The 16,337-nt window shown below is 73.7% G+C and carries 14 protein-coding genes; 11 read left to right on the top strand and 3 right to left on the bottom strand.

Annotated elements, in window-relative coordinates:
* The 11 genes from MXD60_RS26550 to MXD60_RS26600 form a co-directional block, all read left to right on the top strand.
* Positions 1-1,622, top strand: a 1,622-nt coding sequence (locus MXD60_RS26550; RefSeq protein WP_248822426.1) for a hypothetical protein, incomplete at its 5' end; no start/stop codon positions are given.
* Between the two features lie 57 nt (positions 1,623-1,679).
* Positions 1,680-3,038 carry a Pup--protein ligase gene (gene pafA / locus MXD60_RS26555; protein ID WP_248822427.1) on the top strand — a complete coding sequence of 453 codons (1,359 nt, stop codon included), beginning with the start codon at positions 1,680-1,682 and terminating at the stop codon, positions 3,036-3,038.
* A 13-nt stretch (positions 3,039-3,051) separates the two neighbouring features.
* Positions 3,052-3,687 carry an FKBP-type peptidyl-prolyl cis-trans isomerase gene (locus tag MXD60_RS26560; protein WP_518468747.1) on the top strand — a complete coding sequence of 212 codons (636 nt, stop codon included), beginning with the start codon at positions 3,052-3,054 and terminating at the stop codon, positions 3,685-3,687.
* Positions 3,688-3,807: 120 nt separating this feature from the next.
* A complete protein-coding gene (locus MXD60_RS26565; protein WP_248822428.1) occupies positions 3,808-4,839 on the top strand; it encodes a helix-turn-helix transcriptional regulator in 1,032 nt (343 codons plus the stop codon).
* A 2-nt stretch (positions 4,840-4,841) separates the two neighbouring features.
* The gene (locus MXD60_RS26570; protein WP_248822429.1) at positions 4,842-5,843 is read left to right on the top strand and encodes a helix-turn-helix transcriptional regulator; all 1,002 of its coding nucleotides are present in this window, start codon (positions 4,842-4,844) and stop codon (positions 5,841-5,843) included.
* 10 nt (positions 5,844-5,853) lie between these two features.
* Positions 5,854-6,069, top strand: a complete 216-nt coding sequence (locus MXD60_RS26575; RefSeq protein WP_248822430.1) for a hypothetical protein — start codon at positions 5,854-5,856, stop codon at positions 6,067-6,069.
* Between the two features lie 320 nt (positions 6,070-6,389).
* Positions 6,390-6,641, top strand: a complete 252-nt coding sequence (gene tatA, locus MXD60_RS26580) for a Sec-independent protein translocase subunit TatA (RefSeq protein WP_248822431.1) — start codon at positions 6,390-6,392, stop codon at positions 6,639-6,641.
* A 95-nt stretch (positions 6,642-6,736) separates the two neighbouring features.
* A complete protein-coding gene (gene tatC / locus MXD60_RS26585) occupies positions 6,737-7,738 on the top strand; it encodes a twin-arginine translocase subunit TatC (RefSeq protein WP_248822432.1) in 1,002 nt (333 codons plus the stop codon).
* Between the two features lie 55 nt (positions 7,739-7,793).
* The gene (locus MXD60_RS26590) at positions 7,794-10,760 is read left to right on the top strand and encodes a DEAD/DEAH box helicase (protein ID WP_248822433.1); all 2,967 of its coding nucleotides are present in this window, start codon (positions 7,794-7,796) and stop codon (positions 10,758-10,760) included.
* 109 nt (positions 10,761-10,869) lie between these two features.
* Positions 10,870-11,886 (top strand): cobalamin biosynthesis protein, encoded by a 1,017-nt coding sequence (locus tag MXD60_RS26595; RefSeq protein WP_248822438.1) that lies wholly within the window; start codon positions 10,870-10,872, stop codon positions 11,884-11,886.
* A gap of 55 nt (positions 11,887-11,941) precedes the next feature.
* Positions 11,942-13,477 carry a cobyric acid synthase gene (locus MXD60_RS26600; RefSeq protein WP_248822434.1) on the top strand — a complete coding sequence of 512 codons (1,536 nt, stop codon included), beginning with the start codon at positions 11,942-11,944 and terminating at the stop codon, positions 13,475-13,477.
* Between the two features lie 116 nt (positions 13,478-13,593).
* Here MXD60_RS26600 and MXD60_RS26605 read toward each other — a convergent pair whose 3' ends face one another.
* The 3 genes from MXD60_RS26605 to MXD60_RS26615 form a co-directional block, all read right to left on the bottom strand.
* Positions 13,594-13,947, bottom strand: coding sequence for a TraR/DksA family transcriptional regulator (locus tag MXD60_RS26605; protein ID WP_248822435.1), 354 nt, complete (start codon positions 13,945-13,947; stop codon positions 13,594-13,596).
* A 279-nt stretch (positions 13,948-14,226) separates the two neighbouring features.
* Positions 14,227-14,391 (bottom strand): hypothetical protein, encoded by a 165-nt coding sequence (locus tag MXD60_RS26610; RefSeq protein ID WP_248822436.1) that lies wholly within the window; start codon positions 14,389-14,391, stop codon positions 14,227-14,229.
* 322 nt (positions 14,392-14,713) lie between these two features.
* A complete protein-coding gene (locus MXD60_RS26615; protein ID WP_248822439.1) occupies positions 14,714-15,955 on the bottom strand; it encodes an IS4 family transposase in 1,242 nt (413 codons plus the stop codon).
* Between the last annotated feature and the right edge of the window lie 382 nt (positions 15,956-16,337).

The following is a 16,337-nucleotide window of genomic DNA, read 5'->3' on the forward strand; positions in this document are numbered from 1 at the left end:
GCCCGGGCCTGGGCTCCGCCGCCGCGGTCGCGCCAGGCGGCGACGACGCCGCCGGCGCGGTGCGCCCCGCCGGCGTCGAGCCGGCCATGACGCGGCCCGACGCACCCGAAGGTGCCAGGCCCGAGACGGCGGCGTCGGGGTGGGCCCGTCCCACCGGGGCGGTCGGATCCGGATCGGAGCGTGCGCTGGCCGGATCGGAGCGTGCGCTGGCCGGATCGGGCTACCCGGCGGGTGAGCCGACCGGTGCCGGTGCGCGGGCGGGCGGGCCGGTCCGCGATCCGCTCGGTCTGCGCGCGGTGCGCCGGGCCGGTGCGATCACTCTCGGCATGGCGGTGCTGATGGGCCTGCTGGTCTGGCTCTACGGCACCTCTGCCACCAGCCTTCGCCCGCGCGACCTGCCCATCCTCACCGTCGGACCGGAACCGGCCGCGACCGCGCTGGCCGACCAGATCAGCCGGGTGGAGCCCGGCGCGCTGTCGGTGCACACCGTCGGCACCGTCGCCGCCGCGGATCGCGCGCTGCGCGACCGGGACGCCTACGCGGCGATCGTCATCGGCGATGCCGGGCTGACCCTGCGGGTGGCGTCCGCGGCGAGTCCCGCGGTGACCGAGGCGATCACCCGTGGCATCCGCGTGTTCATGCCCGGCCTGGTGATCCCGGTCGTCGACGTCGTCCCCAACGCCCCGCGCGACCAGGGCGGCGGCGGGCTGGCCGCCGGATACCTGCCGATGGTGCTCGTCCTCGCCGCCGCGGGGGTGCTGCTGACCCGCCTGGTCCGCTCCCGCGCGATCCGGCTGGCCGGGATCGCGGCGCTGGCGGTGCTCGCCGGCTTCGCCGGCGCGGTGGCCCTGCGCGGCGCGCTGCACGTGCTGCCGGGCTCGTTCCTCACCACGATGGCGGTGGTGACCCTGCTGGCCCTGGCGGTCTCGGCGCCGGTCGTCGGCGCCGGCGCGGTCGCGGGCGTGCGCGGCCTCGTCGGCGCGGTGCTGGTGATCGTCGTCGGCGGCGCGCTGTCGGCGGCGTCGTCGGCGCCGGAGATGCTGCCGCGGCCCTGGGGGGACATCGGTCAGTTCGCCCCGCCGGGGGCGGGCGCGACCCTGCTGCGCTCGACCAGCTACTTCGACGGCGCGGCCGGCGGCCAGCCGGTCGCCGTGCTGGCCGCCTGGCTGGTCGTCGGACTGTGGCTGGCGTTCGTGGGGGAGCGCGGCGCCGCGCGCGCCGCGTCGTCGTGGCCCGGCGCACCGGCGCCGGCCCGGTCCCGCGCCGTGGACGCGACGGTGGACCAGCCGTGGCTGCCGGCGGGCCTCGCCGTGCGGACCGAGGCGGACCGGGTGGCGGCGGACCGGGTGGCGGCGGACCGGGCGGCGGCGCAGCGCGCCGAGGCGATCCGCGGGGCCGACCACCGGGCGGGGCAGGCGACGGCGGATCCCGCGCCGGCCACCCGCCGACCCGTGACGTCGACGGATCGGCCCGCCCCGGGCGACCCGTGGACGCTGGAGCGCACCGTGCCCACCGAGCCACCGTCCGCGGACAGCGGGGTGCGGGTGCCGCCGAGCCGTCCCGCGGACGTCCGCCCGGGCGGCGCGCCGGGGCCCGCAGCGGGCGGTTCGCAGGGTCCGTGACGCCGAGCCCGAGCGTCTGGCCCCGCCGGGACGTCATCCGAGCATAGGGTCACAGACGTGGATCGCCGCATCTTCGGTCTGGAGAACGAGTACGGCGTCACCTGTGTGTTCCGGGGGCAGCGAAGGCTGTCCCCGGACGAGGTGGCGCGGTACCTGTTCCGTCGTGTCGTGTCCTGGGGACGCAGCTCCAACGTGTTCCTCAAGAACGGCGCCCGCCTCTACCTCGACGTCGGGAGTCATCCCGAGTACGCGACTCCGGAATGCGACTCCGTGCCGGATCTCGTCACCCACGACAAGGCCGGCGAACGGATCCTGGAGGGCCTGCTCGTCGAGGCCGAGCGGCGGCTGCGGGAGGAGGGCATCGCCGGCGACATCCATCTGTTCAAGAACAACACCGACTCGGCCGGTAACAGCTACGGCTGCCACGAGAACTATCTCGTCGGCCGGCACGGCGAGTTCTCCAAGCTCGCCGACGTGCTCGTGCCGTTCCTCGTCAGCCGGCAGATCCTCTGCGGCGCCGGCAAGGTGCTGCAGACCCCGCGCGGCGCGGTCTACTGCATCTCCCAGCGCGCCGAGCACATCTGGGAGTCGGTGTCCTCGGCGACGACCCGCTCGCGGCCGATCATCAACACCCGGGACGAGCCGCACGCGGACGCCGAGCGCTTCCGCCGCCTGCACGTCATCGTCGGCGACTCGAACATGAGCGAGACGACGATGCTGCTCAAGCTCGGCTCGACCGACCTCGTGCTGCGCATGATCGAGGCCGGGGTGATGCTGCGCGACATGACGCTGGAGAACCCGATCCGGGCGATCCGCGAGGTCAGCCACGACATGACCTGCCAGCGCAAGATCAAGCTGGCGAACGGCCGGGAGGTCAGCGCGCTGGACATCCAGCGCGAGTACTACGCCAAGGCCGTCGAGTTCGTCGAGCGTCGCGGCGGCGACGCCGTCGCCAAGCGGGTCCTCGACCTGTGGGGCCGCACGCTGCTCGCGATCGAGACCGACGACCTGGAGCTCGTCGCCCGGGAGATCGACTGGGTGACGAAGTACGTGCTCATCGAGCGTTTCCGGCACCGCCACGGGCTCTCGCTGGCCTCGCCGCGCATCGCCGAGCTCGACCTGAAGTACCACGACATCCACCGCGACCGCGGGCTGTACTACCGGATGGAGCGGGCCGGGCTGGTGGAACGGGTCACCCGGGACCTGGACGTCTTCGAGGCGAAGTCCCGCCCGCCGCAGACGACCAGGGCGCGGCTGCGCGGGGAGTTCATCAAGCGGGCCCAGGAGAAGCGGCGCGACTTCACCGTCGACTGGGTCCACCTCAAGCTCAATGATCAGGCTCAGCGTACGGTGCTGTGCAAGGATCCGTTCCGGTCCGTTGACGACCGCGTCGACAAGCTCATCGCCAGCATGTGAGGAACCCGCCCCCGTGACGTCCGTCTCGCGGCGCCTGCCCGCCGCCCTGACCGCCCGCGCCGCGACCCGCACCGCCTGCGGGCTGCTGCCCGCGGTGCTGCTCGCCGCCGCGCTCGCCGGCTGCGGCGCCTCGACCGCGCCGGACGGCACCGCCGCCGCCCCGGCGGCGGTGGTGACCGCCGCCGGCACCGCCCTGCCCGACGTGCGCAACGCCACCGATCTCAGCAAGGCCCCGGTGTCCAGCGCCGGTCACGGCACCGCGCCGACCGGCCTGGTCACCCGCGACCTCGTCACCGGGCACGGCACGCAGGCCAGCGCGGCGAGCACGGTGAGCATCCGCTACTCCGGCGTGCTGTGGCGCAACGGCAAGGAGTTCGACTCGACCTGGACGGGCGGCGACGGGCAGCCCGTCACCTTCCCGCTCGCCCAGACGATCCCCGGGTTCGGCCGGGGCATCTCCGGGATGAAGGCCGGCGGCCGCCGCCAGATCGTCATCCCGCCCGCCCTCGGCTACGGGCCCTCCGGCGGGCAGCCGCCGACGATCCTCGCCGACGACACCCTGGTGTTCGTCGTGGACCTCATCGCCGTCGGCGCCGCCGACAGCGAGAGTGCCACCCCGGGTGCCGGCGGGACGACCGGCGAGCAGTAGCCGACCGGCCGGGACGAGCGCCGCCGGGGGCGATGTCCGCGCCCGGCCGCCGGGCGGCTAGCCTGTGTGAGTGTGTCCCGGCGCCGGGTGGAACGCCTGCTCAACCTGACGATGTGCCTGATGGCGACATCGCGGTTTCTCACCGTCTCCCAACTCGGCGATCTCGTCGAGGGCTACGAGCCGGGGGCCACCGCGGAGGAGCAGGACGCCTTCCGCCGGATGTTCGAGCGGGACAAGGCATACCTGCGCGAGATCGGCATCCCGCTGGAGACCGGCACCGACGCGGCCTTCGCCGACGAGACCGGCTACCGCATCCGGCGCGGTGACTACGCCCTGCCCGACATCGAACTGGAACCGGGCGAGGCGGCGGCGCTCGCGCTCGCCGGCTCCCTGTGGTCGACGACGGCGCTGGCCGGCCCCGCCGCCAGCGCCCTGCGCAAGCTGGCCGCGGGCGGTGCCGCGGTCGGCGGCGGCCTCGGCGCCCTCGACGGCTTCGAGCCGCGGGTGGAGGCCGCCGAACCCGCGTTCGAGCCGTGCCTCGCCGCGGTGCAGACCGGCCGGGCGATCCGCTTCCCGTACCGCAAGGTCGGCGAGGCCGACGCCACCGACCGCCACGTCGAGCCGTGGGGCGTGCTGTCCTGGCGGGGACGTTGGTACCTGGCCGGGCACGACCTCGTGCGCGCCGCGCCGCGGGTGTTCCGGCTGTCCCGGGTCGCCGGGGCGGTGCGGCTGGTCGGGCCCGCGGGCGCGGTCCGGGTCCCGCCCGACATCAACCTGTCCACGATGGTCTCCGCGCAGGCCCCCGCGGACCGCGAGCGCACCGCGACGCTGGCGGTCCGCCGCGGCACCGGGCATGCGCTGCGCCGCGGCGCCCGGCCCGCCGCCCGCGGCTGCGTGCCGCCGGCGCGGCCCCACCCGGCGGTGCCGGCGGACATGGACCTGCTGGAGCGCGAGTTCTCCGACACCGAGCGGTTCGCCCGCTGGATCGTCGGCTCCGGACCGGACGTGCTGGTCGTGGACCCGCCGGAGCTGCGGGACGCGGTCGTCGCCCGGCTGCGCGCCGCCGCCGCCGGCAGTGCCGCCGCGCCCGCGCAGGCGCCGCCGGACGCTGTGCCGCCGGACGCTGTGGCGCCCGCCGTCGGCAGGCGATGAGCGTGAGCGCCGCGACCGACCGGCTCAGCCGGCTGCTCGCCCTCGTCCCGTGGCTGCGCGCGCATCCCGGCGTGTCGATGTCGGCGGCGGCCGACGCGTTCGGCGTCACCTCCCGGCAGCTGCGCGACGACCTGGATCTGCTGTTCGTCTGCGGGCTGCCCGGCGGCGCGCCCGGTGACCTCATCGACCTGAGCTACTCGGGCGACCAGATCACCGTCGCCGACCCGCAGACCCTCGACCGGCCGCTGCGACTGTCCGTGGACGAGGCCACCGCGCTCGTCGTCGCCGCCCGGGCGCTCGCCGACGTGCCGGGCCTGGCCAGCCGCGACGAGCTCGACCGGGCGCTGGAGAAGCTGGAGAAGGCGGTGGGCGCGGGTGGCAGCGCCGCCGGGCAGGTGCGGGTCAGCCTCGACGCCCACGACGAGGTGCTCGCCGCGGTGCAGCGGGCGCTGCGCGAACGGCGCCGGATCCATCTGCGCTACCTCGTCTGGTCCCGTGACGAGCTGACCGAGCGTGACGTCGACCCGATGCGGGTGCTGCTCCGGGACGGCCGGTGGTACCTGGAGGGCTGGTGTCACCAGGCGGAGGCGGTGCGCCTGTTCCGGCTGGACCGCATCGACGGCCCGGACGGCGTGTGCCTGCTCGACGCCGCGGCCGACCCGCCGCCGCACGCGGTCTCCCGCGACACCAGCGACGGCATCTACCGGCCCGGGCCCGGCGACATCCGGGTCGTACTGGAGCTGGCCTCGGCGGCCCGCTGGGTCGCCGACTACTACCCGGTGGCCGAGACGCGGGAGCTGCCCGGCCGGCGGCTGCGGGTCACCCTGTACGCGGGGGAGACCTCGTGGCTGCACCGGCTTGTCCTCGGCCTCGGCGCGGACGCGCGGGTCGTCGAGCCGCGGGAGCTCGCGGCCGAGGTGAACGACCTGGCCCGACGCGCGCTGGCCGCCTACGGCCTCGGCCCGGACCCGGCCGGCGCCGCGGGCCCCGACGGCAGCCGGTAGGCTGATCGACGTGTTGTGGACGCTCGTCTATCTCGTGCTGATCCTCGGCGGGCTGCTGCTGATCGCCCTGTGCGCGTGGCGGGTGTGGCAGAAGGTGCGCGGCGTGCGCCGGGCGCTCGGTGAGCTGTCCGCCCAGGCGTCCGCGCTGGCTGCGGACACCGCGGCGCTGTCGGCCCGGCTGGACCACGCCGAGGTCTCGACGCGGCTGGCGGAACGCACGTCCTGACTGCGGCGTCGGCTGAGCGTGGTCCTCGTGCAATCCGCCCGGCCAGGAGAAGTAGCCGAACAGTCGCAGTCCGTCGGCAGTGTCACCATCTGGTGGTGAACGAGTGGCCGCGCTCCGCCACGTTTGGTGGGTTGGTGCGGTTCGACATGGCCCTGGCATCCGGTAGCGGCTACCCTTCGTGGGGTATGCCCGCTTCGTTGCGTAGCTGTCATCTGCGAGATACCCGCCCGCCTTCTACCGCCTCCTAGGCTGGCGGACGTAGCATCGATCGCACCCGTCGCCGCACCGGGGCGGGTAACCCTCATCGGAGGACGCCGACCATGCCAAACCTGGGCACCACCGAGATCATCATCATCGCCCTCGTCGTGCTCGTGCTGTTCGGGTCCAAGAAGCTCCCCGATGCGGCCCGCTCCTTCGGGCGTTCGCTGCGCATCTTCAAGGCCGAGACCAAGGGCCTTCGCGACGACGACCAGCCGGCGCCGCTGCCCCTCGAGGCCCCGGCTGCGGCCGCGCCCGCGCCCGGGGTGACCTCGTCCGTCAACGGGTCCGCCCCGGTCGCCGACAAGCACTGACCGCATCCCGTCGGCGGGGCGGCTGACCGTCCCCCGGCGCCTGCCGCCGGACGCCGAGCCGGCGGTTTCCACCCTCTCGACCAGGAGACCCCGACGTGCCAGGGATGCCCACGCCCCGGAGGCTCCTCGCCTCGGTGCACCACCGGCGGACCCGCACGGTCGAAGACAGTCGCATGCCGCTCACGGAGCATCTGCGTGAGCTGCGCAACCGGATCGCGGTCGCGCTGCTGGCGTTCGCTGTGGCCTCCGTCGTGTGCTTCATCTTCGAGCCGCACATCTTCGACTGGCTCAAGGCCCCCTACTGCGACCTGCCGGCCAGCAAGCGGTTCACCCCCGAGGGCAAGGCGACCGCCGACTGCACGCTGTACTTCTTCGGCATCCTCGACGCGTTCACCATCCGGCTGAAGATCGCCATGATCGCGGCGGCGGTCGTGTCGTCGCCGGTGTGGCTCTACCAGCTCTGGTCGTTCATCACGCCCGGCCTGCACCGGCACGAGCGGCGCTGGTCGCTCACGTTCGTCGGGATCTCGGTGGCGCTGTTCGCCACCGGTGCCACGTTCGCCTACCTGACCCTGTCCACCGGGCTGAGCCTGCTGCTCGGCTTCGGCGGGCACGGCCTGGTCAGCGTCCTCGACGGCAACCGGTACCTCAGCTACGTCCAGGCGATGCTGCTGATCTTCGGGCTGTCCTTCGAGGTGCCGCTGCTCGTGGCCATGCTGAACCTCGCCGGCGTGGTGACCACGGCGCGGCTGCGTTCCTGGCGGCGGCCGGAGATCTTCCTCGTCTTCGTGTTCGCCGCGGTCGTCACCCCCAGCCAGGATCCGTTCACGATGCTCGCCCTCGGTCTGCCGATGGTGCTGCTCTACGAGGTCGCGCTGGTCGTCGGCTGGCTCAACGACCGTCGCAGGGCCCGCCGGGCGGAGGCCTCCCCGTACGCCGACCTGGGTGACGACGAGACGTCCCCGCTCGATTTCGACGAGGCCCCCCGGCCCCGTGCCGGCGACGCCGGGCAGTCGGGCACCTCGGCGGCGTCCTCGCCGGTCGGGGCGGGTACCGGTGCGGCGTCGCTCGGCGTGGACCCGGGCGACATCACCTGAACCATGGGCGGCCGCCCGGGTCACACCCGTCGGCGCGTCCCGTAGGGTGACACGTGTGTCCTCCACGCCTGAGGCTCTCGTGGAGTTCGCCGCCAGCCTTCCCTTCGGGCTTGACCCGTTCCAGCATGAGGCGCTGGCGGCGTTGGCAGCCGGCGACGGGGTGCTCGTCGCGGCGCCCACGGGAGCGGGCAAGACCGTCGTCGGCGAGTTCGCGGCCCACCTCGCCCTGAGCACGGGAACCCGCTGTTTCTACACGACGCCGATCAAGGCGCTGTCGAACCAGAAGTTCACCGACCTCGCGGCCCGCTACGGCGCCGACGCGGTCGGCCTGCTGACCGGCGACACCTCCCGCAACGGCTCCGCGCCGATCGTGGTGATGACAACCGAGGTGCTGCGCAACATGCTCTACGCCGGCCCCGTCGGCGGCGGCGGCCTGGACAACCTCGGCTACGTGGTGATGGACGAGGTGCACTACCTCGCCGACCGCCAGCGCGGCGCCGTGTGGGAAGAGGTCATCATCCACCTGCCGGCGCACGTCCGGCTGGTGTCGCTGTCGGCGACGGTGAGCAACGCCGAGGAGTTCGGTGAATGGCTCGTCACCGTCCGCGGGCACACCCGGGTCATCGTCAGTGACCACCGGCCGGTGCCGCTGTGGCAGCACGTCCTCGCCGACCGCACGCTGCACGACCTGTTCCTCGACGACGCCGGCGGCCAGAGCCTGCCGACGGCGCGCACCGGGGCGGTCTCGGCCCGCGAGCTCACCGGGCCAGGCTCGGCCCGTCTCCCCTCGGTGCCGGCACGGCCCACCAGGGACGCCGCCCGTACCCGCACGGTCGGCCAGGGGCGGGCGGGTCAGGGCCGGGCGGGACGTGAGCGTAACGGCGACGGGCGCGAGCGGGCCGACGGCAACGGTCGGCCGGCGGCGCGGGGCGACGGCGGCACCCGGGGCGCCGGCGGCGCCGCGGGCGGTCGGGTGGTGAACCCGGATCTGGTGCGCCTGGCCCGGGAGGAGAGCCGGGCGCTGCCCGGGCTCGCCGGCAGCCGTGGCCGCGGTGGGCCGGGCCAGCGCCGGCGGACGTGGGTGCCGGGCCGCCCGGAGGTCGTCGAACGCCTCGACCGCGACGGCCTGCTGCCCGCGATCGTGTTCATCTTCAGCCGGGCCGGCTGCGACGCGGCGGTCACCGCCTGCGTGCGCACGGGGATGCGTCTCATCGGCCCGGCGGAGCAGCGGCGCGTGCGCGACGTCGTCCGGGCGCGCACCGCCGGGATCCCCGACGCGGACCTCGCCGTCCTCGGTTTCTGGCCGTGGCTGGAGGGGCTGGAACGGGGCGTCGCCGCGCACCACGCCGGGATGCTGCCCACGTTCAAGGAGATCGTCGAGCAGCTGTTCGCCGAAGGCCTGGTCCGGGTCGTGTTCGCCACCGAGACCCTCGCGCTGGGCATCAACATGCCGGCCCGCACGGTCGTCCTCGAACGGCTGACGAAGTTCAACGGCGAGAGCCGCGTCGACATCACCCCGGGTGAGTACACCCAGCTCACCGGCCGCGCCGGGCGCCGGGGCATCGACGTGGAGGGGCACGCGGTCGTGCTCTGGCAGTCGGGGCTGGACCCGCTGGCCCTGGCCGGGCTTGCCTCCACCCGCACCTATCCGCTGCGCTCGTCGTTCCGCCCGTCGTACAACATGGCCGTCAACCTCGTCGGTCGGCTCGGGCACGACCGCGCCCGCACCGTGCTGGAATCGTCGTTCGCCCAGTTCCAGGCCGACCGGGCGGTGGTGGACCTGGCCCGCCAGGTGCGGCGCAACACCGACACCGCCGACGAGCTGCGCACGGCGCTGACCTGCGACCGCGGCGACGCCCTCGCCTACGACCAGCTGCGCCGTGACATCCGCGAGCGGGAGACGGCGCTGTCCCGGGAGGGCACGGCGCGCCGGCGCACCGAGTCGGCGGCCGCGCTCGGCCGGCTGCGCATCGGCGACATCGTGCGGGTCCCGGCCGGGCGGCGCAGCGGCCTCGCCGTGGTGCTCGACGCGGACGCGGCCGCCGCGGGCGCCCCCGACGGGCCGCGCCCGGTCGTGCTCACCGCGGATCGGCAGGTCCGTCGGCTGTCGCTGGTCGACTTCCCGGTCGCCGTCGAACCGATCGGGCGGGTCCGGGTGCCGCGGTCGTTCAACCCGCGGTCCCCGCAGTCGCGGCGCGACCTCGCGTCGTCGCTGCGTGCCGCGGGCGTCGATCCGGACGCCTCGCCCGGCCGGCGGGAGAAGGCCCGCTCGGCCGCCGCCGACGACGCGGAGCTCGCCCGGCTGCGCCGCGCGCTGCGCGCCCATCCGGGGCACGACTGCCCGCGCCGCGAGGAGCACCTGCGCAGCGCCGAACGGGTCGGCCGCCTCGAACGGGAGACCGCCGCGATCGCGCGCAAGGTCGAGGGCCGCACGAACACGGTCGCGCGGACGTTCGACCGGGTCCGCGCGGCGCTGGCGGAACTCGGCTACCTCGCCGGCGACACGGTCACCGACGCCGGCCGGGTGCTGGCTCGCATCTACTGCGAGCAGGACCTGCTCGTCGCCGAGTGCCTGCGCGCCGGCCTGTGGGAGGAGCTGACCCCGCCGGCGCTCGCCGCCGCCGTGTCCACGCTGGTCTTCGAGCCGCGCGGAGACGACCTGGGGGCCACCGCCCTGCCCGGCGGCGCCGTGCTGCACGACTGCCTCGACGAGATGGCCCGCGTCGCGGACCGGCTCGCCGCCACCGAGCATGTCCACCGGTTGGACTTCGTGCGCCGCCCGGAACTCGGTTTCGTTCCCGCCGCCCACGACTGGGCCGCCGGGCGTCCGCTGGAGCGAGTGCTGACGGCCAGCGCCGTGGACCTCACCGCCGGCGACTTCGTCCGCTGGATGCGCCAGCTGCTCGACCTGCTCGACCAGATCACCAAGGTCGCCCCGGAGGACGCCCGGGTGCGCCGCACCGCCCGCGCCGCGATGGAAGCCCTGCGCCGCGGCGTCGTCGCCTACGCGATGGCCGTCTAGCGTCTTGGCCACGAACCTCGCCGCCGGGTCGGCCACATCGAGGGCCCGGTGGTCCCTCGGTATAGACAAACCGGACGCGACACGCACTGGAAGGACCACCGTGGTCCCTCTGCCACGCGGACCTCGGGCACGCCGGCCGGCCGGGCGGACGGCGGCGCGCCTCGGCGGGCTCGTGCTCGGGGTCGGCCTCGACGCGCTGATCGCCGACCCGCCGCGCTGGCATCCCGTCGCCGGGTTCGGCCGCGCCGCCGCCGGCCTGGAACGGCGGCTGTACCGGGACGGCCGGGCCGCCGGCGCCGCGCACACCGCTGTGCTGATCGCCGCCGTCACCGTTCCCGCCGCCCTCGCCGACCGCGCGCTCGCGGATCGCACCCGGCCCAGCCGGGCCCGGTCGGTGCTGGCGACGGCGGCGCTGACCTGGGTGGTGCTCGGCGGGACGTCGCTGCGCCGCGCCGGGCGGGGGATCGGCGCCGCGCTGGCCGACGATGACCTCCCTGCCGCCCGCGAGCGGCTGCCGACCCTGTGCGGCCGTGACCCGGCGACGCTCGACGCGACCGGGATCGCCCGCGGCGCTGTCGAGTCGATCGCCGAGAACACCTGCGACGCGGTGGTGGCGCCGCTGTGGTGGGGCGCCGTCGGCGGGCTGCCGGGCCTCGCGGCCTACCGGGCGGTGAACACCCTCGACGCGATGATCGGCCATCACAGCCCCCGCTACGAACGGTTCGGCTGGGCGGCGGCACGCCTCGACGATCTCGCGAACCTGCTGCCGGCCCGGCTGTGCGCGCTGGCCGCGTGTGCCTGCGCGCCGCTGGTCGGCGGCAGCGCCGTCGACGCCTGGTGGGTGCTGCGCCGCGACGGCCGGTCCCATCCCAGCCCGAACGCCGGGCTGGTCGAGGCGGCCTTCGCCGGCGCGCTCGGCCTGCGCCTCGGCGGCGAACTGCGCTACCCGTACCGGGTGGAGCACCGTTCCGAGCTGGGCTTCGGTCGTCGACCGGAGGGTGCCGACGTGGCCGCCGCCGCCCGGCTGTCCGCCGCTGCGGGCACCGTCAGTCTTGCCGTGACGGTCCTCGCGGCCGCCTCGGGGGCGGCCCTGCGGGCCCGCTGGCGACAGCCACCGCCGGGGTGACCCGGCGGGAGCCGGCGGCGGTGAGTGGCGTGGGTGTGCCTGGGGGAGGATCGCGATGGCGTCGAGGGGTGGCGGGCTGCTGGTCGCCGGGACGGCGTCCGACGCCGGCAAGAGCGTCCTGACCGCGGGTATCTGCCGCTGGCTGGCCCGCGAGGGGGTGCGGGTCGCCCCGTTCAAGGCGCAGAACATGGCGTTGAACTCGACCGTCACCGCCGACGGCGCGGAGATCGGCCGCGCCCAGGCGATGCAGGCCGCCGCGGCCGGGGTGGAGCCGGAGGCGGCGATGAACCCGGTGCTGCTCAAGCCGGGCGGGGACCGGCACAGCCAGCTCGTCGTCCTCGGCCGGCCCGTCGCCGAGGTCGACGCCCTCGGGTACCGCCCGTACAAGGCGCGCCTGGCGGGCATCGTCGCGGACTGCCTCGACGACCTGCGCGGCCGTTTCGACGCGGTCATCTGCGAGGGCGCCGGCTCCCCGGCGGAGATCAACCTGCGCGACACCGACATCGCGAACATGGGCCTGGCCCGCGCCGCGAACCTGCCTGTGATCGTCGTCGGCGACATCGACAAGGGCGGGGTGTTCGCCGCCCTGTTCGGCACGCTGGCCCTGCTCGACCGCGACGACCAGGCCCTGGTCGCCGGCTGGGTGATCAACCGGTTCCGGGGTGACCCGCGCCTGCTCGAACCGGGCCTGCGCCAGATCGAACGGCTCACCGGCCGCCCGGTGCACGGCGTCGTGCCGTTCCGCGCCGGCCTGTGGCTGGACGTCGAGGACTCCCTCGACCTGGCCTCCTTCGGCGACGGCGACGGCGACGGCGACGGCCCGGACGGGGACGTGCCCGCGGTAGGGGAGAGGCTGCGGGTCGCGGTGGTGCGGCTGCCGAGGCTGTCGAACGTGACCGACCTCGACGCGCTGCGCGCCGAGCCGGGGGTCGCGGTGCGCCTCGCGACCCGCTCGGAGGACCTTGCCGACGCCGACCTGGTGGTGCTGCCCGGCACCCGCTCGACCGTCGCCGACCTGGACTGGCTGCGCCGGCGCGGCCTCGCCGACGCCCTCGCCGCCCACGCCGCCGCCGGCCGTCCGGTGCTCGGCATCTGCGGCGGCTACCAGATGCTCGGTCGGCACATCCACGACGACGTCGAGTCCGGCGCGGGCGAGGTGGCCGGTCTCGGCCTGCTGCCGGTCAGCACGGTGTTCGAGCCGGCGAAGCTGCTGCGCCGGCACCGCGCGGGCGACGCCGCGGGCGGCGGGCTCAGCGGCTACGAGATCCGCCACGGCCGGCTGAACACCGCCGAGCACCCGGGCGCAGAGCCGTTCGCCGCCGACGGGGTGCGCGTCGGCGCCGTCGCCGGCACGAGCTGGCACGGCCTGCTGGAGAACGACGAGTTCCGCCGCGCCTACCTCGCGGGCGTCGCCGCCGCCGCCGGACGCGCGTTCACCCCCGCGCACACCAGCTTCGCCGAGGTGCGCCGCCGCCGCCTCGACGCCCTCGGCGATCTCGTCGCAGACCACCTCGACACCACCGCCCTGCGCCGCCTGATCGACGGGGGCGCCCCCGTCGGCCTGCCCTTCGTGCCCCCTGGCGCCCCCTGACCTGGGCCAACCCTGAGCGTCCTCCACCCTCACTTCTATAATCAACGCTGTTGACGACGTCGGACGCAATGATCATTAAGCGATCGTCGGCGTCGAGCTCGCCGTGAACGCAGTCCTCAGCCGGGCGGCCGGGCGCAGCTGACGCAGGTGCGGGCCGCGGGCCGAGCCTCCAGTCGGCCGGGTTCGACGGGGCGGCCGCAGTCCGCGCAGACCCCGTAGGTCCCCGCGGCCAGCCGGCCGAGGGCGGCGTCGACCTCGGCGAGGCTCACGATGGCCCGCCGCAGCGTCGCGCGCAGCATCTCCCGATCGAAGGGCATCGAGGCGCCCTCGATGTCGTGCTCGTCGTCGGCGTCCCGGTCGGCGGTGTAGCCGAGGACGCGTTCGAACTCGGCCCGCAGGGCGTCGCCCCGCGCGCCGGCGTCGGCCCGTTCGGCGACGAGACGTCCGCGCGGGTCGGCTCCGGCGGTCATGAGCCTGGCTGTGAGGTCATCGTGACCGCGATGATGCCGGTCGCGGCCCGGGGAATCGAGCCGAATGGCACACCCGCCCACCTGGGCCGCAACGGCGGAACCGGCCGGGCCGGCGCACTAGCATGGCCGGATGGTCGCGATGCCGCCGGACGGGATGAGCTGTCAGGGGCTCATACCTGTCTTCGCCCTGCTGGGCAAGCGGTAGAGCGGCCTGATCATCCGGAACGTTGCTGTCGGGGCCGGCGCGCTTCTCAGAGATCGCGCGGCTGGTCCCCGGAGTCAGTGCTGCTCTCCGGCCGCCTCGCCGAACTGGGCGTGGGCGGGGCTGGTCGAGCGGGAGGTCCTCGACGGCCCGCCGCTGGCGACCAGATACCGCCTGACCGACCGCGGCGAGGCGCTGCGCCCGGCCCTTTGCACGCCCTGGAAGTGTGGGCGCAGGAGCATCTCACCCATCCACCGACACCGACTGAGCCCCCACGGGCGCACCGACGGCGGAGAAACAAGTAGTATGCGGTCTTCCCTCCGACACGGCGCCCTCTGCAGTGGAAGCTCCGCTTATAGACCAATGGCGCTTAGTTAGGCGGTCCGAGCGAGGACGATCTTCGGTGGTTGATCATGTCTGGTGCCGGTGTCTGTTGGGCGTTTGACTCGGTAGGCATTGTGTCGGCCTCGTCTGATGGTGCGTGGGTACGTGCGGTGGAGGCGTACGGGGTTGAGTCGTTCGGTGATCTCCGCGAAGGTTTCCCGAAGCGCGTGTGTGTGGTCCTCAGGGGGAAAAATCCGCCTGGTCGGTTACCTGGCGGCGGACAACGCGTAGTGATCGCATGAAGGAAAGTCTGTCCGGGTCGACGTCGGCTTCGTCGGCGGCCTCGCACATGAGGCTTCGGATGGCGTAGTGGCTGAGGAGTAGCGCCCAGATCTCTTGTTCCACGAGGTCCGGAAGTTTTGACCGTAGGACGCGGGCCTCACCTCGCTGGTGGGTTTTCACGTCATCGAAGATGTTTTCGATTTCCCACCGCTCATGATAGGCCGTGGCGAGTTCCACCGCGGGTATGTCGGTCTGGTCGAGGGTATTGGTGATGAGGCAGATCAGTTCCCCGGTTCCGGAGCCGGTGCGGTCGGGCGCCGTGTATTCGATCACACGGACGGTTGTCGCGGAGTCCTCGGGACGGTCGCGGCCGGCACGGGCGTCGGCGATGAGCTGGTCTCGTCGTTTCCCACTGGTTTTCGGGTTGACGATGAGGCCGAGATAGGAGCCGTCGGGAAGGGGCCGGATGACCGGTAGTCGGAGATCGGATTTGACTCGCCAGAGCAGGTCCGCGCCGGTGTCGAGTGCCTGGTGCCAGAGGTCGTAGCTGTAGAAGTTGCGGTCGGCGGTGAGGAGCATCCCGGGTTCGCAGGCGTCGAGCAGGGTGGCGGCGAGGGCGCGTTCGTCGCTGGCCCGAGGGCCGACCGCGGCGGCGACGATCGCGTGCGTGCCGCATTCGGCGAGCGCGACGACGTGGACCTGTGGCAGGGCGCTGGCCTTGTGCCCGTTGGTGGACCGTCCGAACCTGGCCACGTTCTCGGGGGTGTCCGCGGCATCGAGGAAGAACCCGTCGATCGCCATCAGCCGTCGGGAACGCAGCCAGGCGCCTTTGCTGCCCAGTCCCGCGACCGGTACGGCGACACGTTCGAACAACAGTTTCAGGGGTGCGGCGCCGAGCCTGACCCGTGCCTGCGAGATCGCCCCGGTTGTCGGGACCTTCCAGTCACCCTTCCAGTTCCCCAGCCAGGTCAACGCGCCGGCGAGTTTACGCATGACTTCTTCGTAGTCATCGTCGAAGAACAGGCACATCGCCATGGTGAAGTACACCATGACCCGGGCCGGCAGCAGCCTGACACGCCGTTCCTGTCGTTTCGTCTCCACCAGTACCTCCTCGACGAGATCCCGAGGAACGATTCTGGCGAGCACGCCGATCGAGATACGGTCGGTCAACCGATCATCTTCAACGGCTGGCAATTCCATTACCTGACGAAGACGCACCACACCCGGATTCCATCTGCGCGCCGGTCGACATCCCGACATGAACCCTCCGCCACCCACCGATCGACGTTGAGGAAACCAGCGGGATTCCGTGTTCAAAAGTTGATCGATGCGGGATCGGGTGTTGGCGTGTCGAGATGGACAGGCATCCCTCCGACCTAATCGAGCGGCATTGTTGCGTCACGAACACGGAGAGGAGTCGGTCGGTAGGTCGCGACTACTCGATGTGATGCTGTGCAGGAGATGGAGGATTGTGGCCCTCCGGCGTCGCCCTGCGGGGGGAGAGCTCAAATCACCTTGAGCTGCGTTAGTTGACGACTGTCGTGGTGAGCGTCAAGGAAAAGGCGGTGTAAGAGCCGTCAGA

The sequence above is a fragment of the Frankia sp. AgB32 genome, from assembly GCF_023243045.1.
GTDB lineage: Bacteria > Actinomycetota > Actinomycetes > Frankiales > Frankiaceae > Frankia.

Excerpts from the sequence above, each read along its gene's own strand:
- MXD60_RS26565 (WP_248822428.1), top strand. The coding sequence starts at position 3,808 with ATGGCGACATCGCGGTTTCTCACCGTCTCCCAACTCGGCGATCTCGTC.
- tatA (WP_248822431.1), top strand. The coding sequence starts at position 6,390 with ATGCCAAACCTGGGCACCACCGAGATCATCATCATCGCCCTCGTCGTG.
- MXD60_RS26600 (WP_248822434.1), top strand. The coding sequence starts at position 11,942 with ATGGCGTCGAGGGGTGGCGGGCTGCTGGTCGCCGGGACGGCGTCCGAC.
- MXD60_RS26605 (WP_248822435.1), bottom strand. The coding sequence starts at position 13,947 with ATGACCGCCGGAGCCGACCCGCGCGGACGTCTCGTCGCCGAACGGGCC.
- MXD60_RS26610 (WP_248822436.1), bottom strand. The coding sequence starts at position 14,391 with ATGCTCCTGCGCCCACACTTCCAGGGCGTGCAAAGGGCCGGGCGCAGC.
- MXD60_RS26615 (WP_248822439.1), bottom strand. The coding sequence starts at position 15,955 with ATGGAATTGCCAGCCGTTGAAGATGATCGGTTGACCGACCGTATCTCG.